Source organism: Sphingomonas sp. SL1004 (genome assembly GCF_057815015.1).
On record NZ_JBYMUX010000001.1, the window covers coordinates 3,702,446 to 3,723,976 of the forward strand.

A 21,531-nucleotide genomic window follows, 5' to 3' on the forward strand; every position below is an offset into this window, starting at 1 on the left:
GCAGGCAATGGCACGGATCGGTTTCATCGGGCTCGGCAACATGGGCGGCGGGATGGCCGCCAATCTGGCCAAGAAGGGGCATGACGTCCGCGCGTTCGATTTGAGCGCGGACGCCCTGGCGAAGGCGAAGGCTGCGGGATGCCTGCCGGTCACATCCGCTGCCGAAGCAGTCGACGGCGCCGAGGCGATCGTGACGATGCTCCCGGCCGGCAAGCATGTCGCCGAGGTCTATGACGCGCTGTTCGGCGTCGCCTCGCCGTCTGCGATCCTGATCGACTGTTCGACGATCGACGTCGCCACCGCCAAGCAGGTCGCCGCCGCCGCGCAGGCAAAGGGGCTCGCCGCGGTCGATGCACCCGTTTCCGGCGGGATCGGTGCGGCCAATGCCGGTACGCTCACCTTCATGGTCGGCGGCTCGGCGGAGGCATTCGACCGGGCGCAGGCCATCCTCGCCGACATGGGCAAGGCGGTCATCCACGCTGGCGCGAACGGTGCGGGGCAGGCGGCGAAGATCTGCAACAACATGATCCTCGGCGCGACGATGATCGCGACTTGCGAGGCGTTCGTGCTGGCGGAGAAGCTCGGGCTCGACGCGCAGGCGTTCTACGATATCGCCAGCGTGTCGTCGGGGCAGAGTTGGTCGATGACCACCTACGCGCCGCTCCCCGGGATCGGTCCCGATACGCCCGCCGATCACGACTATCAGGGCGGCTTCGCGGCCGCGCTGATGTTGAAGGATCTGCGGCTGGCAATGGCGGCGGCGAACGATGTCGGTGTGGATACGCCGATGGGCGCGAAGGCCGCCGAGCGTTACGAGGCGTTCGCCGAGGCCGGGCAGGGTGGCCTCGACTTCTCGGCAATCATTCGCACGTTGCGCGACTGAGCTTCGGCAAACCTAGGATCGACACCGTCCGGCATTGGCGGCGGATGTAGCAAGTCCCGGCGATCAACCGCGTAGCGTCGGGTGTCAGTGGCGGAACGATGTTTTCCGTTAGGGTCGGCGAGCCTCGAACGGCGTTTACGCTGGCGAGGTCACGCCTTGCTGAGCGATGATGGCACGCGTCTGGCCGGCATCGCGTTCGCGGCGAAATGCTCGGTCGGCCTCGTCGATCGCGCCCAGCAGCGTCCCGAAACACGGCACCTCGTCGATCGGATAGACACGCGACAAATCATGACCAAGCGCGAACACATCACGCTGGGTCAACAACCCGATCGCGACGATGCGGTCTAGATCGGGTCGGTCTAGATCAGGCATATGTCAGTCTCCAGGTGTGTAACGCATGTTAACACGTTGAAACGACTAACCTATCACTAATATGGTAAAACGCGGTGGGACGAGCTTCAGCCAACGCTCAGTCGTTCACGCGCATGCCAACGTAGCATCATAAGTACCGCGACGATCGCCAATCCGGTCGCGAGCCCGGTCCAGATGCCGACCCCGCCCCAGCCTCGACCGAACGCCAGCCATGCGCCGACGCCGATCCCGATTCCCCAATAGCCGATCGCGGCGAAGATCATCGGCACGGTCGTGTCGCCCAAGCCGCGCAACATGCCGGCGCCGATCACCTGCGCGCCGTCGACGACTTGAAATATGGCCGCCACCGCGAGCAGCGAGACGGCGAGTGCGACGACCGGAGCATTGGCAGGTGCATCGACGTCCAGGATGATGCCGATCAGCAGTTGTGGCGCGAGCACGAGCAACGCAGCGGTCAGCACCATGAAGCCTTCGCCGATCGCAAATGCGGCCCAGCCCGCGCGCCCGATCCCGGCGCGGTCGCCGCGGCCCGAGGCCAGCCCGACGCGGATCGTTGCCGCCTGCGCGATGCCGAGCGGCACCATGAACGTGACGCTGGCGATCTGGATCGCGATCGCATGTGCGGCGAGCGGTACGGTGCCGAGCAGTCCCATCAGGAAGACGGCGGCGATGAACACGGTCGATTCGAACCCGAGCGTGACCGCGATCGGCAGGCCCAGTTTCCACACCGCGCGGTATCGTGGCCAGTCGGCGCGCCAGAACCTGCCGAGCAGGCGGTAGCGGCGGAACGGCTTGGCGTAGAGGATGACGACCGCCATCGCGACGAAGCTCAGGCCGTTGGCGATGCTGCTCGCGGTGCCTGAGCCGAGCAGGCCGAGGGCTGGCAATCCGGCATGGCCGAAGATCAGCAACCAGTTGAGCCCGGCGTTGACGGCCAGCAATCCGATCATCACCACCAGCGACCAGCCCGGTCGCTCGAGCGCGGCGACGAACGCGCGCAGCACGAGGAAGGCGAGGCTCGGCAGCATCCCCCACATCACGGCGCGCACGAACCGCGCCGCCTCGTGCGCGAGCAACGGGTCCTGGTCGAGCAGGTGCACGAGGATCGCCTCGGCATTCCAGAGGACGATCCACGAGGGCACGCAGAGCGTCGCGGCGACCCAGATCGTCTGGCGCACGGTTCGCCGGATATCGCGTACCGCATGCGGCCGCGCGCCGCGTTCGCGGGCGATCATCGGGACCGCGGCGGTCGTCAGTCCCATGCCGAAGACGAGGAACACGAGGTAGAGGTTCAGCCCCAGCGTCGCCGCCGCCAGCGTATCGGGGCCAAGCCGTCCGAGCATCGCGACGTCGGTGGCGCCGACCAGCGCCTGGGCCAGGTTCGTCGCGACCAGCGGCCAAGCGAGTTTCAGCGTGGCTGCGAATTCGGTGCGCCAGGGGCGGGGCGGGGTGGACGTCATGCGCTGGCTTTAGCCGGGTTGACGGCCAAGTCGATGATCGCGACGTGGCGTCGTGTAGTCGTCGATGCGGAAACCCCTTGTTTGTTAAAGGGCGGACGTTTGGATTGACGAGCGACCGACCGGATCGTCGACGGGCGTGCCGCTCCGTGCTCCGTCATCCCAGCGAAAGCTGGGATATCATCGTTGGGCATGCGTCATTTGCCTCGTGAGATACCTCAGCTTTCGCTGGGATGACGATTGTATTTGGGCCGCGGCGCAGGCGCGGCGGCCGTGTATTCAGCGTTCCAGGGGTATTGAACGAGCCGTAGTTCTCCGACGGAACGCTAGCGCATCAGCCCGGCAGCGCGGAGGGCGTTTTCGATCGTCGCCTGGATACCGGCAGGTGCTTCGGTACGTGGCTTCGGCGCCGGTTTCGTCGCCACGGGGATGGCGATCTTGGCGACGCGGTCGACCGGCGCGGGCTTTGCTGCGGTCTCAGTCCTGGCAACCGGAACCAGGCCCCATGACTTGGCGATCACCGCCGTGCTCGAGATCCCGACATCGAGCATGAATGGCCCCGCCGCACCCAGCCGTTCGCCGCGTGACGGATCGATCGGCGTGCCGTGGCCCATGCCCGGTACGATCCAGTCTTCGACCACATCGCGCCCTTCCGCGTCCGACCAGATCCGGTGGACGGCGCTGCCTAGCCGCTCCGTGCGCACGGCTTTCGCGTCGACGCCGTGGACGCCGCGCCACTGTCGTGCGATCGTGTCCGCATTCGCCACGCTCACCGTCGCGTCCGCGCCGCCATGCCAGATTGCGAGCGTTGGCCAGCGCCCGTCATGCCCGCGCGAGCCGCTGCGGACCGCGTCGACCAGCGCGACATCGCTGGTATCGCCGTGCCCGCGCATCCGGTCGAGCGCCTGCGATACGCCGGTCGCGGTGCCGTAGGCCAGCCCGCCGATCACCGCGCCGCCCGCGAACAGGTCCGGCCGGGTCGCCAGCATCGCCATCGTCATCGCGCCGCCCGCCGACAGCCCGGTAACGTACACGCGGCTGCAGTCGAGGCCGTGGCGGGCGATCATGGTCTCGGTCATCTGCGCGATCGATTCGGCCTCGCCGCCGGCCTGCGCGGTGTCCTCCGACGCGAACCAGTTAAAGCAGAGATTGGGATTGTTAGCGCGCGTCTGCTCGGGAAACAGGAGCGCGAAGCCTGCGCGATCGGCGAGTTGCGACCAGCCAGAGCCGTGGTCATAGCCTGCCGCGGTCTGCGTGCAGCCGTGCAGAACGACGACCAGCGGCGCTCTGGCTGGCAGGTCCTTGGGGACGTAGCTGTAGCCGAGCAGCGCGCCCGGATTGGTGCCGAACGCGGTCAGCGCGGCCAGTCGGCTCGGCCCGGCATAGGACTGCGCAGGGGCTCCCGCGCGCGCCATGCGGGCGATGGTATCGGCGATGTTTCTCAAGACTCGAGCCTTTCATCGCTAGGCGTAACGGCCGCGACCTTATCTCAACGCTGTCCCTAGATCATTTGTTGCTGCACTGCAGCAGAAACGTCAGGAGTCATGGCTGAGTGTGTCGCACGCTTCGCCGATCGCCGCGTAGATCCGGTTGAGATCGGCATCGTCGACGCAATAGGGCGGCATCACGTAGACGGTGTTGCCGAGTGGGCGGAGCAGCAGGTCGCGCTCGCCGAAGAACGCGAGCAGGCGTGGGCCGATCTGCGACAGATAGCCGTCTTCGCCGCGCAGTTCGACCGCGGTGATGGTGCCGATCGCGCGGGCGTTGGCGATGCGCGGGTGTTTGGCGAGTGCCTCCAGTCGCGAGGTCTGGCGGGCGGCGAGGTCGGCGATCCGGTCGCGGACCGGCTCGTCGCGCCATATGGCCAGGTTCGCGTTGGCGGCGGCGCAGGCGATCGGGTTGGCGGTGTAGCTCGACGAGTGGAAGAACATCCGTGCACGGTCGGTGCCGTAATGCGCCTGGTAGATCGCCTCGGTCGCCATCGTGACCGCAAGCGGGATCGCGCCGCCGGTCAGGCCCTTCGACAGGCACAGGATGTCGGGCACCACGCCGGCCTGTTCGCAAGCGAGCAACGTGCCGGTGCGGCCCCAGCCGGTCATCACCTCGTCGGCGATGAACAGCACGTCGTGCGCAGCGCAGATCCGCCGCATCTCGGCGAGGATGTGCGGCGCATAGATGTGCATGCCGCCCGCGCCGAGCAGCAGCGGCTCGACGATAAACGCGGCGGGGTGCGCGGCGCAGGCCGTCTCCAGCGCATCGAGCGTCGCCTGTTCGTGCCCGGCGGCAGGGAAGGGGATCGTGCCGACGTCGAACAGCAGCGGTGCATAGGCTCGGTTGTAGACGCCGCGTGCGCCGACCGACATCGCGCCGATCGTGTCGCCGTGATAGCTATGTTCGAGGACTAGGATGCGGTGGCGATCCTCGCCGCGATCGAGCCAATAGCCGAGCGCCATCTTCAGCGCGCACTCGACGCTGGTCGAGCCGGAATCCGAGAAGAATACGCGCGTAAGATCGGGCGGCATGATCGCGGTCAGCCCGCGCGCAAGGTCCTCGGCGGGCTGATGCGTCCAGCCGGCGAAAATGATCTGGTCGAGCCTGCCCGCCTGCTCGGCGATCGCCGCCATGATTTTGGGGTTGGCGTGGCCGTGCGTGGTGACCCACCAGGACGAGATCGCATCGACGATCCGCCGGTCATCCGCGGTATAAAGCGCTGCGCCCTCGGCATGCGTGACGAGCGGGATCGGCTCGCGCAGGCCGTGCTGCGTGAAGGGGTGCCAGACGGGGGAGTCGGTCACCGGAACGCCCCCAGGTCGAAGCTCGCGGCGAACGCCTCGGCCAGGGTCGCTGCGTTCAAGGGATCGAGACGGGGCAGGCGGCCGAGCCGGCGGACCTTGCCGAGCGTGGCAATCGTCGCCTCGCTATCCTCGACCGCATCGCCGACGAACGCGATGCCGAGGATCGGTACGCCGCGGCTTCGCAGCGCCTCGATCGAGAGCAGGCTGTGGTTGATCGTGCCGAGCCCGGTGCGGGCGACGAGCACCACCGGCTTGCCCCAGCGCGCGAACAGGTCTGCGAAGATCAGCTCGCGCGTCACCGGCACCATCACGCCGCCCGCGCCCTCGACAACCAGCGGACCGTCGATTTCGGGCAGCGCCAGCTGGTCCGGATCGATCGTCACGTCGTCGATTTCCGCGGCGAGATGCGGCGAGCACGGCGTCGTCAGTCGGTATGCTTCGGGCAGGACGCGGTCTGCGGGGACCCCGAGCGCCGCGACCGAAGCCGCATCGCTGCCGTCCGTGAGCCCCGCCTGCACCGGCTTCCAATAGCGTGCGCCGAGCGCGGCGGTCAGGCCGGCGGCGAACACCGTCTTGCCGATATCCGTGTCCGTCCCGGTGACGATAATCGTCATTGCAGCGCCTCCTTCATGACCTCGCCCAATGCCTCGATATCCGCCGCGGTGGCGTTCAGCGTCAACGATATCCGCAGCCGTGACGTCCCCTCGGGCACGGTCGGCGGCCGGATACCACGGACGTCGAACCCGGCCGCCTGGATCGCGCCGGCAACGCGCATCGTCCGCGCGGCATCGCCCAGTACGAGCGGCAGGATCTGCGACCCGGTTGCCGCGACACCGTAAGGCGCCAGCACCTGCTCCGCCGTCGCGACGAGGTTCCAAAGCCGGTCCCGACGCGTGGGTTCGTCGGCCATGATCCGCAATGCCTCGCCGACCGCCAGCGCCATCAACGGCGAAGGTGCGGTCGAGAAGATGAACCCGCGCCCGCGATTGACGATGAACTCGCGCATGACGGCGGGGCCACACAGTAGCGCGCCCTCGCAGCCGAGCGCCTTGCCGCAAGTGCGTAAGGTGATGACGTTCTCGCGCCCGTCGAGCCCCTCTGCCAATCCGCGGCCACGGGTGCCGAACATCCCGGTCGCGTGCGCCTCGTCGATCAGCAGGATCGCGTCGTGGCGATCCGCGACGCGTGCGAGGTCGGCAAGCGGCGCCTGGTCGCCGTCCATGCTGTAGAGGCTCTCGACCGCGATCCACACGTGGCCCATGCCGCCCGCCGCGCGCCAGTTGGCGATCGCATCCTCGAACGCGTCCACATCGTTATGCGCTGCGCTCGTACAGGTCGCCCGCGTGAGCCGCATCCCTTCGTGCGCGCTCGCATGGATCAGCGCGTCGTGGACGATCAGGTCGCCGCGCTGTGGCAACGTCGCAAACAAGATCGTGTTCGCGACATAGCCGCTTGCGAAGAACAGCGCGGCTTCGGTTCCGAAGAACCGTGCGGCTTCCGCCTCCAGCGCGTCGTGCTCGGGCGCATTCCCGCGCAGCAACCGCGACCCGCCCGATCCGACCGGCACGCCGCGCTGAAGGGCGTCCGTCATCGCGGCGCGCAAGCGGTCCGAGGAAGCGAGCCCGAGATAGTCGTTCGAGGCGAAGTCGACGCCCGTGCGCGGCTGGAGCGATCGATACCGGTCGGCGGCGGCCAGCGTGGCGAGGTCTCGTTCCTGGTCGGCGAACATCATCGCCGAACCCTAACCGCTACGCCGCGCGAAGACGATCCCCTCGGCGCAGATCTGGCTCGCACAATCGTTGGCGCTGAATTATCAGATATAAAAAGGGAGAGTGTGATGTCAGGATTTACCCGCCGTTCGGTGCTGGGGCAAAGCGCGCTGGCGCTCACGGTAGCGGCCACCCCGGCATTCGGGAGCAAGGCGACATTGCCAGCACCGCCGGCGCCTCGGTCCCGCGAGCGGTTGGCAGAATGGCGCTTCCATCTGGGCCACGCTGCGGAGACGGAGCGCGATTTCGGGTTCGGTCGCAACCAGCGAACCTTTGCCAAGGCGGGCGCCGCGACCGCGGATGCGGCCATGGCGACGTTCGACGATTCCGGCTGGCAACAGGTCCGCGTGCCGCACGACTGGGCCGTCGCGCTGCCGTTCGCTCCGCCGGCTTCTCCGGCGCCGAAGGAGACCGAGGATGCGGTCGCGGCGCACGGCTTCAAGGCGATCGGCCGCGATCATCCGGCGAACAGCATCGGCTGGTATCGCTGCCCGATCGCGGTCACCGCGGCCGACCTCGGACGCCGGCTGTGGCTCGAATTCGACGGCGTATTCCGCGATTGCTTGGTGTTCGTGAACGGCCACATTGTCGGCCGCAACGAGAGCGGCTATGCCCCGTTCCGCGTCGAGATCGACGATTTTCTCGACTATGACGGCGGCCGGAACGTCGTCACGGTGCGCGTCGACGCTACACTCGGCGAAGGCTGGTTCTACGAAGGCGCAGGTATCTACCGCCACGTCGAACTGGTGCGCGCGGATCCGGTGCATGTGCCGCAATGGGGCACGGCCGTGCGCAGCGACGTGCAGGCCGACGGCGCGCAGGTCTCCGTCTCCACCGAAATCTTCAACAGCGGCGATGCCAAGGTCGAGGGCGTGGTGCGCCAGCGCTTGATCGGTCCCGATGGCCGCGCGGTGGCAAGCCTGGCGGATACCCCGTTCGCGATAGCTGCCGGCGATCGCGTCATGCTCGACGCGCGGACGCAGGTCGCGACGCCCGTCCTGTGGTCGATCGAGACCCCGAAACTCTACACCGTCGAGGCCGAGATCGTGATCGGCGGGCGGGTCGTCGATCGCTACGACACGCGGTTCGGCATCCGCACGATCCACTTCGACGGCGCGCGCGGCTTCCTGCTCAACGGCAGGCCGGTCAAGTTGCTCGGTACCTGCAACCATCAGGATCATGCCGGCGTCGGTGCCGGCATTCCCGATGCGCTGCACGCGTGGCGGGTCGCGCAGTTGCAGGACATGGGTTCGAACGCGTGGCGCAGCGCGCACAATCCGCCCGCGGCCGCGCTGCTGGATGTCTGCGACGACATGGGCATGATGATGATCGTCGAGGCCCGGCTGAACAGCAGCGACGACGAGGCGATGGCGCAACTCGACCGCATCGTCCGCCGCGATCGCAACCGGCCGAGCGTGATCGCCTGGTCGCTTGGCAACGAGGAGCCGCAACAGGGCTCGGCCAAGGGCGCGCGGATCACGTCCGAAATGCAGGCGGCGGTACGGAAGCTCGATCCGACTCGCCCGACGACGTTCGCGTTCGACAATAGCTGGGACAAGGGTGCGGCGAAGGTCGTCGACGTGGTCGGCTTCAACTACCGCACCGACAAGATCGAGGCGTTCCACCAGCAATTCCCCGAAATGCCGACGATGGGTACCGAGACCGGCAGCACCGTCAGCACGCGGGGCGCGTATATGAACGATGCCGCCGCGCATGTGGTGCGCGCGTATGACACCGAGCATCCGTGGTGGGCGTCGACCGCGGAAAGCTGGTGGTCGGTCGCGGCGACGCGGCCGTATATTGCGGGCGGGTTCATATGGACCGGCTTCGATTATCGCGGCGAACCGACGCCGTTCGCGCAATTCCCGAGCATTTCCAGCTACTTTGGCGTGCTCGATACGTGCGGCTTTCCGAAGGACAATTTCCATTATTATCGCGCGTGGTGGCGGCCCGACCTGCCGCAAGTCCACCTGCTGCCGCACTGGACGTGGCCGGGCCGCGAAGGTCAGCCGATCGAGGTCTGGGCACACGGCAATTGCGACGAGGTGGAGCTGTTGCTCAACGGCCGGTCGCTCGGGCGCAAACCGATGCCGCGCAACGGGCATCTCGCGTGGAGCGTGCCCTACGTGCCGGGCCGGATCGAAGCACGGGGCTTGAACAAGGGGCGGCGGGTGGCGTCCTCGGTGCGCGAGACTGCGGGCGCGGCGGCGGCGGTGCTGCTCACCGCGGACAGGCGCGTGGTAAAGGCGGACGGCAACGACGTCGTCATGCTGCGCGCGGAGATCGTTGATACGCGTGGGCGGCCGGTGCCCGATGCCGACACGCTGCTGCGGTTCGAAACGAGCGGTGGCGCGGCGGTGATCGGTGTAGGCAACGGCAATCCGACCAGCCTCGAAGCGGATGTCGCGAGCCAGCGACGGGCGTTCCACGGGCTTGCGCAGGCGATCGTGCGGGTCGGGTCGCAACCCGGGCCGGTCGGGATTTCCGTGTCCGGCGATGGGCTCAAGTCCGCGTCGCTGCGCATCATGGCGGCGCGCTGATGCGTCGCGCTTTGCTCACGCTCGTGCTGCTCGCGTCGACTGCTACTGCGCAACCGCTAGCCCCCAAACCGGTAGGCGGAGTCTATCTCGGCGCCGACCTGTCCTACGTCAACGAGATGGAGGATTGCGGCGCGGTGTACCGCGTGGACGGCAAGCCGGTCGATCCGTTCGCACTGATGAAGTCCAAGGGCGGCAACATCGTCCGCGTCCGGATCTGGAACGACGCGAAGTGGACGAAGTACAGCGACCTCGCCGACGTTACCAAGACGATCCGGCGCGCCAAAGCGGCGGGCATGCAGGTGCTGCTCGACTTTCATTACTCGGACGATTGGGCGGACGGCGAGAAGCAGATCCCGCCTGCCGCATGGGCCAAGCTCGACACCGCGGCGCAGGCGAAGGCGCTGTATGCGTACACGCGCGAGGTATTGGGGAAGCTCGCTGCGGATGGCCTGATGCCGGAGATGGTGCAGGTCGGCAACGAGACGAACCCGGAGCTGATGGGCGGGACAAAGGACCGCCAGATCGACTGGACGCGTAACGCGACGTTGCTCAACGCCGGGATAAGGGCGGTGCGCGATGCGGGGAAGGGCGCAAAGATCAACCCGCGGATCATGTTGCACATCGCCCAGCCCGAGCATGTCGCGGCGTGGTTCGACGATGCGGCGAAGGCGGGCGTGCGCGATTTCGACGTGATCGGGATCAGCTATTACCGCAAATGGTCGACGCGGACGCCGGCCGAGCTTGGCGAGACGATCGCGCTGGCGAAGGCGCGCTACAAGGCGGACGTGATCGTCGTCGAGACGGCGTATCCGTTCAATCCGGTCGGCGAGGATGCGTCGCCCGATCTGCTGGGCGCGGATTCGCTGCTGCCGGGTTATCCTGCGACGCCGCAGGGGCAGCTGAAATATCTGGTCGATCTGACGCAGACGGTGGTCGATGCGGGCGGGATCGGCGTGGTGTATTGGGAGCCGGCGTGGGTTTCGACCGGGTGCAAGACGCGCTGGGGGACGGGCTCGAACTGGGAGAATGCGGCGTGGTTCGGGCTGGGCCGGCACGAGGCGCTGCCCGCGTTCGATTTTCTCGGGCGGCGGTATGTGAAGACGAGGTAGTGGCTTTCCCTGCGCTGCGTTTGCAATCCTCCCCCGCCAGGGGGAGGTGGCTGGCTTTTGCCAGACGGAGGGGCGGTGAGGGAAACCTCTGCTCCGTGTCCTCCCCCCTCCGTCACCTTCGGTGACACCGCCCCCTGGCGGGGGAGGATCGATCTGTCTTAGCCCTTCAACGCGGCGATGAAGCCGGCCGCGCGTGCGCCGACGTCCGCTGCGGTCATGCCGGGTGCGTACAGGGCCGAGCCGAGGCCGAAGCCGGCCGCGCCCGCCTTGCGCCATTCCGCCATGATCTCGGGTACGACGCCACCAACCGGCAACACGCGTGTGTCCTTGGGAAGCACCGCGCGCATCGCCTTCAGTACCGCGGGGCTCGCGGCTTCGGCCGGGAATAGTTTCAGCGCCGCCGCACCTGCCTCCAGCGCGGCGAACGCCTCGGTCGGCGTGGCGATGCCGGGGAGCGCGACATAGCCGCGTTCCGCCGCTGCCGCGATCACGCGCGTGTTCGCGTTGGGCGCGATGATCAGCGTGCCGCCCGCCGCGCCGACCGCCTCGACGTCCTCGACGCGCAGCACCGTGCCGGCGCCGACCACCGCGCGACCCTGCAGCGTACGCGCCAAGCGCGCGATGCTGTCGAGCGGGTCGGGCGAGTTCATCGGGACTTCGAGGATCGTGAAGCCCGCCTCGACCAGCGCTTCGCCGATCGCCTCGACCTCGTCGGGCTTCACGCCGCGCAGAATCGCGATCAGCGGGCATTTGGCGAAGGCGTCGTCGAACGCTTGGCGGTGGTTGGTCATGCGGCGAGATCCTGGATGCGGGTGATGCCGGCCACGAACGCGGCCTGGCTGTCGATATGGTGCGAGTGGCCGCCGAGCGCATCGACCGCGCTGGCATAAAGCGCGCCGAGTGCCGGGTCGGCGAGGATGTGGACGGTCGCGCCGGGCGTGATCCGTGCGACGGTATCCGCGCCGATCAGCAGCCCGCTCGCGAACGAGGCGGCGTGCGCGTCGTCGGCAATCCCGAGCACGCCGCGCGCCCTGATCGCGAACAGGCTGGCCGCAAGATCGCGTTTCGAGCCCTCCTCGACGCCCTCGAGGAAGGCCGCGCCGGGTTCGACCGCATGGCCAAGCTGGCGTGACAATACGCCGTGCGCGCGGAGCAGGGCGAACAGCTCGCCGGTCATCGCGGTAGTGAACCGCGTGATCTGGCCACCCTCGACCGTCGCCCATTTGCAATGCGTGCCGGGTTGGCAGAGCAGGGCGTCGGGCGGCACCAGTTCCGCCGCGACCGCGCCGAGCAACTGGACCTCCTCACCGCGCATCACGTCGGCATGGAGTCCGTCGCGGTACGACAGCCCCGGTACGATCGCGGTGCGGTCGTCGACCCTGTCGAGCCCGGCGGCAATTTCGGCAAGACCCGCAGGCGCGGCGACATAGGGCACGCTGCGCCAGCCGATGTTCGAACCGACCATCCCGGCGAGCAGCATCGGCAGGTCGCCCAGCCGTTCGCGAATGCCGGCGACTTCGGCTTCGTACTCGCCTGCCGCGACGTTCGCGGCACCGCGATCGTCCCGCTCGGTCGCGACGACCTGACCATCCTCGATCCGGAACGCACGCCGGTTGGTCGTGCCCCAGTCGACCGCAATAAACTCGCTCATGCTCACCACCACGTTGCGTACAAAGCGACGAGGATCATCACCACGCCGACCGCTGCGATATTGAACCCGCGCGTTGTCGTATAGTCGACGTCGCGCGTGACAATCCGGTTGGCCGCGCTCGATTGCGGTCGGACCAGCGAGGCGATCACCGCCAGTACCAGCGCGATCACGAACGCGATCAGCATGCGGTTCATGAACGGAATTTCCGGCGCGGCATATTTCAGCAGCAACGAGATCGCGAACGACGCGACCGCGGCGATCAGAGCGCCGGCCTCGGTCGCGCGCTTCCAGAACAGGCCGAGCATGAATATCACGACGATGCCGGGCGTGAAGAACCCGGTATATTCCTGGATATACTGAAACGCCTGGTCCGATTTGCCGAGCAACGGCCGCGCGGTGATCATCGCCAGGACGATCGCTACCGCGGCTGCGATCCGGCCGACCTTAACGAGGTTACGCTCGACGGCCGGATCGGCCACCACGGTCGAACCGTCCTCGGCGATCGACGTCGCACCGCGGCGCTTGGCGTAGAGGTCGAGCGTGAAGATCGTCGCGATCGAGTTGATCTTCGACGCGGTCGAGGCGACGATCGCCGCGATCAGCGCTGCGAACACCAGCCCGAGCAGACCGGGGGGCAGCAGGCGCATCATCGTCGGGTACGCCTGATCCGGCTTGGCGAGACCGGGCGCGAGGATCACCGCGGCGATCCCCGGCACGACGATTACCAGCGGCATCAGCAGCTTCAGGAACGCGGCGAACACGATCCCCTTCTGCGCCTCGCCGAGCGACTTAGCGGCGAGCGCGCGCTGGATGATGTACTGGTTGAAGCCCCAGTAGCTCAGATTTGCGATCCACATCCCGCCGACCAGCACCGAGATGCCCGGCAGATCCTTGTAGAACGCATTGTCCTTCGACAGGATCATGTGGAAATGGTCGGGTGCCTGGTTCACGAGCCGGTGGAAACCGCCGAGCATGCCAGCGCCGCCACCGAGTTCGCTCAGCGCTAGGCCGGAAACGATCAGGCCACCGACGACCAGCAGCGTCACCTGGACGATGTCAGTCAGCGCGACCGCCTTCAGCCCGCCTTTCAACTGGTACAGCAGCGCAAACAGGCCGAGGCCGATCAGGGCGAAATCCTGGTTGATCCCGGCGACCTGGTTGACCGCGATCGAGCCGAGCCAGATGATCGAGGTGAGGTTCACGAACACGTACAGGCCAAGCCAGAACACCGCCATCAGCGTGCGGATCGACGGGCCGTAGCGCTGCTCCAGGAACTGCGGCATCGTGTAGATCTCGTTGCGCAGGAAGATCGGCAGGAAGAACTTGCCGACGATCAGCAACGTCAGCGCCGCCATCCATTCGTACGAGGCGATCGCGAGGCCGATCGCATAGCCCGAGCCGGCCATGCCCACGATCTGCTCGGCGGAGATGTTGGCGGCGATCAGCGACGCACCGATCGCCCACCACGGCAATGATTTCGAGGCGAGGAAATAGTCGGAGCTGTCCTTGGCCTTACCCTTGTCGCGCGATACCCATTGCGCGAGGCCGAATATGCCGATCGCATAGACGATGACGACGATCAGATCGATGCCGGACAGGCTCATGGACGTTCCTCTTCCATCCCGGTTCACGTCGTTCGACAGGCCGGTTTTCGATATTTATACGACAAATATCGAAAGTCCAGTATGCCCAAGCCGGCCGATGGGGCGTTAGACGCGTGACAGGCTGACGATGTTGCGCCAGAACTCGGGGTGATGGCTAGCGATATGACAGACACCGACACGGCCCCGATCGCGCCCGCCCTGGGTCGCAACCTCACCCACGGCATGCTCGATACGCTCGGCCGCGCGATCGTGACCGGGCGGTACGAACATCGCCAGTTCCCGACCGAGGCGGAGATCGCCAAGACGCACGGTGTCAGCCGCTCCGTCACGCGCGAGGCGGTCAAGATGCTGACCGCGAAAGGCCTTGTCAGCGCCCGGCCTCGGCAGGGGACGGTGGTGCAGCCCGCGAGCGCGTGGAACCTGTTCGACACCGACGTGCTGCGCTGGACGCTGGAGCGTAAATTCTCGGTCGAGTTGCTGCGGCATTTCAACCAGCTGCGCGTGGGAATCGAACCCGAGGCGGCGGCGCTGGCGGCGCGGTTCGGCGATGATGCGGATTTTGCTGCGATCCGGGGAGGGCTCGAGCAGATGGAAGCGGGCGAAGCGGGACATACCGATCCGCTCGAAGCCGACATCGCGTTCCACGTGGCAATTTTGCGGGCGTCGAAAAACCCGTTCTACGCGCAGTTCCAGTCGGTGGTGTCGACTGCGCTGCGCACCTCGATCCGCTTTACCAACAAGATCAAGGGCCGGTCCGCGAACGTTGCCGATCACGCCGCGGTCGCGGACGCGATCATCGCGCGGGATCCCGAGGGGGCAAAGGTGGCGATGACGCGGATCATCGGCGACGTGCTGACGCTGATCGGCAAGGAGTAGGGGGGCGTTTTCGGGTACTCCCCCTGGCCGGGGAGGATCGAAGGACGATCGTCACACCACCACCCCGGCGAAGGCCGGGGCCCAGTTGGGGGCTGCGAACGGCGAAGGGCAACGCGTCGTTACCGCGACCTTTCCAACTGGGCCCCGGCCTTCGCCGGGGTGGTGGCTGAGTAGGGAAGCAAACCTTTCAATGGCTATCGCGCGGCAGGCCCTTCTCCGCGATGCGCTGGTACTTCACCGCGCTTTCGATCACCGCGCCGCCGTCGAACTGGCCGACGATGTTGCGATGGATTTCCTGCCACGGGGTCTGCGACACCGGGAAGAAATAGCCGTCCGCATCCACTGCCGCACGGCGTCGCGCGAGTTCGGCGTCGTCGACCAGCATGTCGGCGCGGTTGGCGCGCAGGTCGATGCGGATGCGGTCGCCGGTCTGGAGTAGCGCGAGATTGCCGCCCGCCGCCGCCTCGGGCGAGGCGTTGAGGATCGACGGACTACCGCTCGTCCCCGACTGGCGCCCGTCGCCGAGGCACGGCAGCGCGTGGATGCCCGCGCGGATCAGCGCCGCCGGCGGCCGCATGTTCACGACCTCCGCGCCGCCCGGATACCCGATCGGACCTGTGCCGCGCATCACCAGGATGCAGCTCTCGTCGATGCCCAGCGCGGGGTCGTCGATCCGCTTGTGATAATCCTCCGGCCCATCGAACACCACCGCGGTCGCCTCGAACGCCTCGGGATCGTCGGGATTGCTGAGGTACATCGCGCGAAACTGGTCCGAGACGACGCTGAGCTTCATCACCGCCGCATCGAACATGTTGCCGCGCAGGACGGTGAGACCCGCATTGGCGAGCAACGGCGCATCGAGCAGGCGGATGACGTCGACGTCGCGGGTCGTCTGGCCGCCGATATTCTCCTCGACCGTCTTGCCGTTCACGGTCAGCGCAGAGCCGTCGATCATGCCCTTCGCCAGCAACTGGCCCATCACCGCCGGTACGCCGCCCGCGCGGTAGAAATCCTCGCCGAGATATTCGCCCGCTGGCTGCAGGTTGACGATGAACGGCACGTCCGCGCCGTGATTCTCCCAATCCTCCAGCGTCAGTTCGACGCCGACATGACGCGCGATCGCGTTCAGGTGGATCGGCGCGTTGGTCGATCCGCCGATCGCCGAATTGACCCGGATCGCGTTCAGGAACGCCTGTCGCGTGAGCACGTCGGACGGGCGGCGGTTGGCGGCGACCATCTCGACGATACGGCGGCCCGTCTCCCACGAACATTCCTGGCGATCGCGGTGCGGCGCGGGGATCGCCGCCGATCCCGGCAGCGACATGCCGAGCGCCTCGCACAACGAGTTCATCGTCGTCGCGGTGCCCATCGTGTTGCAGAAACCCGTCGACGGCGCCGACGACGCGACCAGCGCGATGAAGCCCTTGTAATCGATCTCGCCTGCCGCGAGCAGCTCGCGCGCCTTCCAGACGATCGTGCCCGAGCCGGTACGCTGGCCGTTGTAATTGCCGTTGAGCATCGGCCCCACGGAGAGCGCGATCGCCGGGATGTTGACGGTCGCCGCGGCCATCAGGCACGCCGGCGTCGTCTTGTCGCAGCCGATCGTCAGGACGACGCCGTCGATCGGATAGCCGTGCAGCACCTCGACCAGGCTCAGATAGGCGAGGTTGCGGTCGAGCCCCGCGGTCGGACGCTTGCCGGTTTCCTGGATCGGGTGGATCGGGAATTCGATCGGGATGCCGCCAGCGTCGCGGATGCCGTCGCGGACGCGTTGCGCGAGGACGAGGTGATGGCGGTTGCACGGCGCGAGATCGCTGCCGGTCTGCGCGATGCCGATGATCGGCCGGTTCGACTGAAGCTCTTCCAGGCTGAGCCCGTAGTTCAGATAGCGCTCGATATAGAGCGCGGTCATGTCGGGATTGCTAGGGTCGTCGAACCACGCACGCGACCGCAATCCGCCTTGACCCTGCTTGGCCGCACCGTCGTCGATCGTGTTCGTCATGTCGTTCTCTCCGAAGCCCGGCAAATCAACGCGTTGGCCCCGAAGCTCGGGCTCGCGCCGTTACCGGTCCGGTGATAGCGTGAGCAGCCTGGGTTACAATGAATAAGTCATATAAATGGGTGTGCGTGAGGTTCGCGGGCTGCTGTCGGCGGTGACCGCGATCTCGATGTGACACGTAGCGTCTCGCCGCTGACCCATGTTGTATCGGGCGGCCGGACAGGTGGTGCGGTTCCGGTGGTGATTTCACCCACGGCAAACTAACTGATCCAAGATAGTATCGCAGGAACGGCTGATGGGACGTCTCGTTGACTTCCACCAGCGAGAGGAATGCGAGTGCTTCAGCGTAGCCAACAGGTCGAGACCGAAATCGCTGCGTGCGCTGTGCCGCCGGCGCCGACTGCCGTTACGCTAGCCGCACGGCTGACCGAGGGTGACATCCTGTTCGTCGCCGCCGACGATCAGCGCGCGAGCGAAATCGCGGCGACCGCAGCCGCGCTCGCGCCACAGGCTGTGGTCGTGCATTTGCCGTCGAGCGACGCGTTGCCCGGCGACGATGCGCCTGCTTCGCCTGCCAACGTGGGTCGACGGGTAGCCGCGTTACGCCATGTCAGGGCGGCCATCGCGGCCGATACCGGGCCGATCCTGCTCGTCACGACCGCGGAGGCGACCGCGGTGCGCTATCCCGCACCGGCGATGTTCGATGCCGCGCCGCCGCGGCTGGCGGTCGGCGACGCACTCGACGTCGAGGCCTTTGCCGCGACCGCCGAGGAGATCGGCTATATCGTCGACGACCGGATCGACGAACCGGGCGAGATCGCCGTGCGCGGCAACGTCATCGACATCTTCCCGGCGGACCGCGAAGCGCCCGTGCGGATCGAATTTGCCGATGGGCACATCACTGCACTCCGCGAATATGATCCGGTCTCGCAATTGGGGTCGGCGGACATCGAGATCGTCGAGATCGGGCGGGCGACCGAACCCGTGGCCGAGGAGGGTGATTCGATCCTCGCGCATCTGCCGGGAGCGGCCGTCGCGTTCGATCCGGATGCAGATCGCCGCCGTACGAAGTTCCTCGCCATCGCCGCCGACGGTCTGCCGCGGCGCAAGGCGTCGAACGATCTGATCGCGGCCAAGGCATGGGGTGCCGAGATCGCCAAGCGCGAAATGCTGACGATCGAGCCCGCCGGCGAGACGCCGCCGCGGTTCATCGAACAGCGCGATCCGGCGCGCGGGTTTGCGAAGTTTGTGCGCGGGGTGTTGGCGGAGTCGCGGCTGGTGCTGGTCGGCTCACCGCGCGATCTGCGCTTTCTGCAACCCCGGCTCGAACGGAATGCCAAGATCGCGTTCACCGCTGTGGACAGTTGGTCGGACGTCATGGCGGCCAAACCCGGCACCGCGGTGATGCTGGTCGCGCCGGTCGACCGGGGTTTTGCGGTTCCCGGCGTTACCGTGATCGCTGGCGCCGACCTGCTGGGCGGTCGCGCTCGCGGGGACGAGATCGGCGGCAGCGCGGGCGATGCGTTCGCCGGGCAATTCAGCGAACTGCGCTGCGGCGACGTGATCGTACACGAGGAGTTCGGGATCGGCGTCATACGCGGGCTCGAAAAGCTGCCCGGGAATGACGGCGATGCGGTCGTATTGGGCTATGCCAAGGAGGGCCGTCGGCTCGTGCCGGTCGCGGAGGCCGACCGGATCTGGCGCTATGGCGCGGACGCCGATGCAGTGACGCTCGACGCGCTCGACGGGTCGTCGTGGCAGAAGCGACGCGGTGCGATCGATACTGCCATCGCGGAAAGCGCCCGCGATCTCGCTGCCATAGCGGCCGAACGGGGTGCCCAGACAACCGATCCGATCATCCCCGACCGTGCTGCGTACGAACGCTTTGCAGCAGGTTTTGCGTTCACCGAAACGCCGGACCAAGCGCGGGCAATCGCCACGACGCTGGCCGATCTGTCGAGTGGCAGGCCAATGGATCGGCTCGTGATAGGCGACGTTGGCTACGGCAAGACCGAGATCGCGTTGCGGGCTGCGGCGGCGGTCGCCCTGGCGGGCCGACAGGTGGCGATCGCGGCACCGACGACCGTCCTGGTTCGCCAGCATATCGAGACGTTTACACAGCGGTTCGCGGGCAGTGGCGTCACCGTCGCCGGCTTGTCACGCTTGTCCAGCACCACCGAGAAAGCGCGTGTGAAAGCGGGGCTCGCGGACGGATCGATCGGTGTCGTGATCGGCACCGGCGCAATCGCAGGCAAGGGCGTGGACTATCACGATTTAGCACTCGTCGTGATCGACGAGGAACAGCGTTTCGGTGCCGCGGACAAGGCGAAACTCCATGCACTCGGGGCGGGGCATGTCCTGACGCTCAGCGCCACGCCGATCCCGCGGACGCTGCAATCGGCGATGATCGGGCTTCAGGGTCTGTCGGTGATCGCGACCCCGCCCGCGCGTCGCCAGCCGATCCGTACGTCGGTCGCGACCTTCGACGACGCGACCGTGCGCGCGGCGTTGCGGCGCGAGCGGGCGCGTGGTGGCCAGAGCTTCGTCGTGGTGCCGCGGATCGACGACATGGCGCCGCTCGCCGCGAAGCTCGCCAAGCTCGTGCCCGAACTCGGGCTGGTCCAGGCGCACGGCAAGATGCCCGCAGCCGAGATCGACGAGGCGATGGTCGCGTTCGCGGCGGGGGATGGCGACGTGCTGCTGGCGACCAACATCATTGAGGCGGGGCTCGACGTGCCGCGCGCGAACACGATGATCGTGCATCATGCGGACCGGTTCGGGCTGTCGCAGCTGCATCAGTTGCGCGGGCGGGTTGGTCGTGGTGGGCGGCGCGGGCAGATCATGCTGCTGACCGACGGCGAGGCGACGATCGCCGAGGCCACGCTGAAGCGGCTGCGGACGTTGCAGGCGTTCGACCGGCTCGGCGCGGGGTTTGCGATCAGCGCGCGCGATCTCGATCTGCGCGGCGCAGGCGATCTCGTCGGCGAGGCGCAGGCCGGGCACATGAAGCTGATCGGGATCGACCTGTACCAGCATCTGTTCGGTCGCGCCCTCCGGCTGGCGCGGGGCGAAGAGGTCGATGACTGGGTGCCCGACCTTCACCTGGAGGTGGGCGGAAGCCTGCCCGAGGCGTGGATTCCCGAGGAGGAAGTGCGTCTGTCGCTCTACGGTCGGCTCGCGCGGCTGGACGATGTCGCGGCGCTTGATCAGTTCGAGGCGGAACTGGAGGATCGCTTCGGTGTCGTACCGGATTCAGCGCGGCATCTGTTGTTGGTAGCGCGGATCCGCATGCTGGCGCGCGCCGCGGCCATCCGGCGGATCGATGCAGGGCCAGCCGCGATCGCGTTCACGCCGCATGACAAGCGCACGGACAAGCCGTTGGACGAGTTGGTCGAGAAGAACGGCCGGTGGATCGCCGAACTCGCTATCGCCGATCCGATCGAGCGTGCCGAGCGGATCGAGGGGCTGCTCGACGCGCTGACCGACTGATTACTCGGCGGCGGTCGCCAGCGGTATCGACAGCGCCTCGTCCGCCAGCGCCACCAACGTCGCGCGCAACAGGTCGACGACGCGCGCAAACCCTGCACCCGGCGCGTGCAGCTTCCGGTCGAGGTACAGCGTACGGTCGAATTCGAGCTGTATCGCGTGGATGCCGATGTCAGGCCGGGCATGTCGTTCGAGGATGTGCCCGCCCGCATAGGGCGCGTTGAGCCCGACCGAAAAGCCGCGGGCGGTGCATTCAGCCTCGATCCGGCCGACGAACCGGGGTGCTGCGGAATGGCCGAATCGATCGCCAATGACGATCCGGGCCCCTCCTCCCGGCGTATTGAGCGGCGGCATCGAATGCACGTCGAGCAGCACGGCGATGCCGAACCGCGCATGCGCCGCCGCCAGCGCCGCGGCCAGCGCGGCATGATAGGGGCGGTGGTCGTTCGCGATCCGCGCGGTTACGTCGGCATCGGTGAAGCGCCGCGCCCACAGGTCGCCGGCACCGGATGCGCGTCGTGGAACGAGCCCCAGTCCGCTGCGCAGCTTGGCAGATTGTTGCGCCAGCGGAACTGCGGCCGCGCCCTCGTCGAGCAGCGGATCGCGCTCATGCTCGCCGCGGTTCAGATCGATCCAGGCGCGCGCGCGGGTCTGGATGATCGCGGTCTGGTCGGTCCGCGCAGACCGCGCGACCGCATCGACGAGCCGGTCCTCGAGCGGCAGCACGCCCGCCAGCGGCACGCGCAACGCAGTCATCAGCGCGAGCGGGTAATCGCGGCCAGCATGCGGCACGGAGATCACCACCGGGCTCGCGGGCGGCATGGCGCCCAGGCGTTCATAGGGGGATGCGTGCATGCCGCACACGCTAGGGCGAGCGTGCGGTGCGGGCAATCGATCTGGAAATCTTAACCGCTTTGGGCGTAGGTCGGTATGCGAAACGCTGTACGAAACACTGTACGGAACACTGTGCGAAAACGGGACTTTTGATCG

Annotated in this window: 16 protein-coding genes; 5 read left to right on the forward strand and 11 right to left on the reverse strand. The window is 67.3% G+C overall.

Annotated elements, in window-relative coordinates:
• Positions 1 to 7 precede the first annotated feature (7 nt).
• On the forward strand, positions 8 to 883 hold the full coding sequence (mmsB, locus tag AC3D24_RS16955) for a 3-hydroxyisobutyrate dehydrogenase (RefSeq protein WP_489032304.1): 876 nt from the start codon (positions 8 to 10) through the stop codon (positions 881 to 883).
• Between the two features lie 135 nt (positions 884 to 1,018).
• Here the strand turns inward: mmsB and AC3D24_RS16960 are convergent, their stop codons facing one another.
• The 6 genes from AC3D24_RS16960 to AC3D24_RS16985 form a co-directional block, all read right to left on the reverse strand.
• Positions 1,019 to 1,255, reverse strand: coding sequence for a hypothetical protein (locus AC3D24_RS16960; RefSeq protein ID WP_489032305.1), 237 nt, complete (start codon positions 1,253 to 1,255; stop codon positions 1,019 to 1,021).
• A gap of 86 nt (positions 1,256 to 1,341) precedes the next feature.
• Positions 1,342 to 2,715, reverse strand: a complete 1,374-nt coding sequence (locus AC3D24_RS16965; protein ID WP_489032306.1) for an MATE family efflux transporter — start codon at positions 2,713 to 2,715, stop codon at positions 1,342 to 1,344.
• Positions 2,716 to 3,038: 323 nt separating this feature from the next.
• Complete coding sequence (locus AC3D24_RS16970; protein ID WP_489032307.1) at positions 3,039 to 4,157, reverse strand: extracellular catalytic domain type 1 short-chain-length polyhydroxyalkanoate depolymerase; 1,119 nt, start codon at positions 4,155 to 4,157, stop codon at positions 3,039 to 3,041.
• Between the two features lie 90 nt (positions 4,158 to 4,247).
• Positions 4,248 to 5,507 carry an adenosylmethionine--8-amino-7-oxononanoate transaminase gene (locus tag AC3D24_RS16975; protein ID WP_489032308.1) on the reverse strand — a complete coding sequence of 420 codons (1,260 nt, stop codon included), beginning with the start codon at positions 5,505 to 5,507 and terminating at the stop codon, positions 4,248 to 4,250.
• Positions 5,504 to 6,121: a dethiobiotin synthase gene (gene bioD, locus AC3D24_RS16980; RefSeq protein WP_489032309.1), complete on the reverse strand. Its 618-nt coding sequence runs from the start codon at positions 6,119 to 6,121 to the stop codon at positions 5,504 to 5,506. The genes AC3D24_RS16975 and bioD overlap by 4 nt, the downstream gene beginning before the upstream one ends.
• Positions 6,118 to 7,239, reverse strand: coding sequence for an 8-amino-7-oxononanoate synthase (locus tag AC3D24_RS16985; RefSeq protein ID WP_489032310.1), 1,122 nt, complete (start codon positions 7,237 to 7,239; stop codon positions 6,118 to 6,120). The genes bioD and AC3D24_RS16985 overlap by 4 nt, the downstream gene beginning before the upstream one ends.
• A 105-nt stretch (positions 7,240 to 7,344) precedes the next feature.
• On the opposite strand from AC3D24_RS16985, the gene galA reads away from it, so the two are divergent.
• Both galA and AC3D24_RS16995 read left to right on the forward strand, forming a co-directional pair.
• Positions 7,345 to 9,816, forward strand: a complete 2,472-nt coding sequence (gene galA, locus AC3D24_RS16990; protein WP_489032311.1) for a beta-galactosidase GalA — start codon at positions 7,345 to 7,347, stop codon at positions 9,814 to 9,816.
• The gene (locus AC3D24_RS16995; RefSeq protein WP_489032312.1) at positions 9,816 to 10,925 is read left to right on the forward strand and encodes a glycoside hydrolase family 53 protein; all 1,110 of its coding nucleotides are present in this window, start codon (positions 9,816 to 9,818) and stop codon (positions 10,923 to 10,925) included. The genes galA and AC3D24_RS16995 overlap by 1 nt, the downstream gene beginning before the upstream one ends.
• A 158-nt stretch (positions 10,926 to 11,083) precedes the next feature.
• On the opposite strand, the gene AC3D24_RS17000 is transcribed toward AC3D24_RS16995, so the two are convergent.
• From AC3D24_RS17000 to AC3D24_RS17010, 3 genes are read right to left on the reverse strand one after another with little or no spacing between them, the layout of a single operon-like run.
• On the reverse strand, positions 11,084 to 11,716 hold the full coding sequence (locus tag AC3D24_RS17000; RefSeq protein ID WP_489032313.1) for a 2-dehydro-3-deoxy-6-phosphogalactonate aldolase: 633 nt from the start codon (positions 11,714 to 11,716) through the stop codon (positions 11,084 to 11,086).
• Positions 11,713 to 12,576 carry a 2-dehydro-3-deoxygalactonokinase gene (locus AC3D24_RS17005; RefSeq protein ID WP_489032314.1) on the reverse strand — a complete coding sequence of 288 codons (864 nt, stop codon included), beginning with the start codon at positions 12,574 to 12,576 and terminating at the stop codon, positions 11,713 to 11,715. The genes AC3D24_RS17000 and AC3D24_RS17005 overlap by 4 nt, the downstream gene beginning before the upstream one ends.
• A gap of 2 nt (positions 12,577 to 12,578) precedes the next feature.
• Positions 12,579 to 14,180 carry a sodium/sugar symporter gene (locus tag AC3D24_RS17010; RefSeq protein ID WP_489032315.1) on the reverse strand — a complete coding sequence of 534 codons (1,602 nt, stop codon included), beginning with the start codon at positions 14,178 to 14,180 and terminating at the stop codon, positions 12,579 to 12,581.
• A 162-nt stretch (positions 14,181 to 14,342) separates the two neighbouring features.
• On the opposite strand from AC3D24_RS17010, the gene AC3D24_RS17015 reads away from it, so the two are divergent.
• Positions 14,343 to 15,056: a FadR/GntR family transcriptional regulator gene (locus AC3D24_RS17015; RefSeq protein WP_489032316.1), complete on the forward strand. Its 714-nt coding sequence runs from the start codon at positions 14,343 to 14,345 to the stop codon at positions 15,054 to 15,056.
• Positions 15,057 to 15,243: 187 nt separating this feature from the next.
• Here AC3D24_RS17015 and AC3D24_RS17020 read toward each other — a convergent pair whose 3' ends face one another.
• Positions 15,244 to 17,058, reverse strand: a complete 1,815-nt coding sequence (locus AC3D24_RS17020; protein WP_489032317.1) for an IlvD/Edd family dehydratase — start codon at positions 17,056 to 17,058, stop codon at positions 15,244 to 15,246.
• Between the two features lie 333 nt (positions 17,059 to 17,391).
• On the opposite strand from AC3D24_RS17020, the gene AC3D24_RS17025 reads away from it, so the two are divergent.
• On the forward strand, positions 17,392 to 20,544 hold the full coding sequence (locus tag AC3D24_RS17025) for a helicase-related protein (RefSeq protein ID WP_489032318.1): 3,153 nt from the start codon (positions 17,392 to 17,394) through the stop codon (positions 20,542 to 20,544).
• Here the strand turns inward: AC3D24_RS17025 and AC3D24_RS17030 are convergent, their stop codons facing one another.
• The gene (locus AC3D24_RS17030; RefSeq protein ID WP_489032319.1) at positions 20,545 to 21,396 is read right to left on the reverse strand and encodes an N-formylglutamate amidohydrolase; all 852 of its coding nucleotides are present in this window, start codon (positions 21,394 to 21,396) and stop codon (positions 20,545 to 20,547) included.
• Positions 21,397 to 21,531 lie beyond the last annotated feature (135 nt).

Coding starts and splice junctions, on each gene's coding strand:
- mmsB (WP_489032304.1), top strand. CDS start 8: ATGGCACGGATCGGTTTCATCGGGCTCGGCAACATGGGCGGCGGGATG.
- AC3D24_RS16960 (WP_489032305.1), bottom strand. CDS start 1,255: ATGCCTGATCTAGACCGACCCGATCTAGACCGCATCGTCGCGATCGGG.
- AC3D24_RS16965 (WP_489032306.1), bottom strand. CDS start 2,715: ATGACGTCCACCCCGCCCCGCCCCTGGCGCACCGAATTCGCAGCCACG.
- bioD (WP_489032309.1), bottom strand. CDS start 6,121: ATGACGATTATCGTCACCGGGACGGACACGGATATCGGCAAGACGGTG.
- AC3D24_RS16985 (WP_489032310.1), bottom strand. CDS start 7,239: ATGATGTTCGCCGACCAGGAACGAGACCTCGCCACGCTGGCCGCCGCC.
- galA (WP_489032311.1), top strand. CDS start 7,345: ATGTCAGGATTTACCCGCCGTTCGGTGCTGGGGCAAAGCGCGCTGGCG.
- AC3D24_RS16995 (WP_489032312.1), top strand. CDS start 9,816: ATGCGTCGCGCTTTGCTCACGCTCGTGCTGCTCGCGTCGACTGCTACT.
- AC3D24_RS17000 (WP_489032313.1), bottom strand. CDS start 11,716: ATGACCAACCACCGCCAAGCGTTCGACGACGCCTTCGCCAAATGCCCG.
- AC3D24_RS17005 (WP_489032314.1), bottom strand. CDS start 12,576: ATGAGCGAGTTTATTGCGGTCGACTGGGGCACGACCAACCGGCGTGCG.
- AC3D24_RS17010 (WP_489032315.1), bottom strand. CDS start 14,180: ATGAGCCTGTCCGGCATCGATCTGATCGTCGTCATCGTCTATGCGATC.
- AC3D24_RS17015 (WP_489032316.1), top strand. CDS start 14,343: ATGACAGACACCGACACGGCCCCGATCGCGCCCGCCCTGGGTCGCAAC.
- AC3D24_RS17020 (WP_489032317.1), bottom strand. CDS start 17,058: ATGACGAACACGATCGACGACGGTGCGGCCAAGCAGGGTCAAGGCGGA.
- AC3D24_RS17030 (WP_489032319.1), bottom strand. CDS start 21,396: ATGCACGCATCCCCCTATGAACGCCTGGGCGCCATGCCGCCCGCGAGC.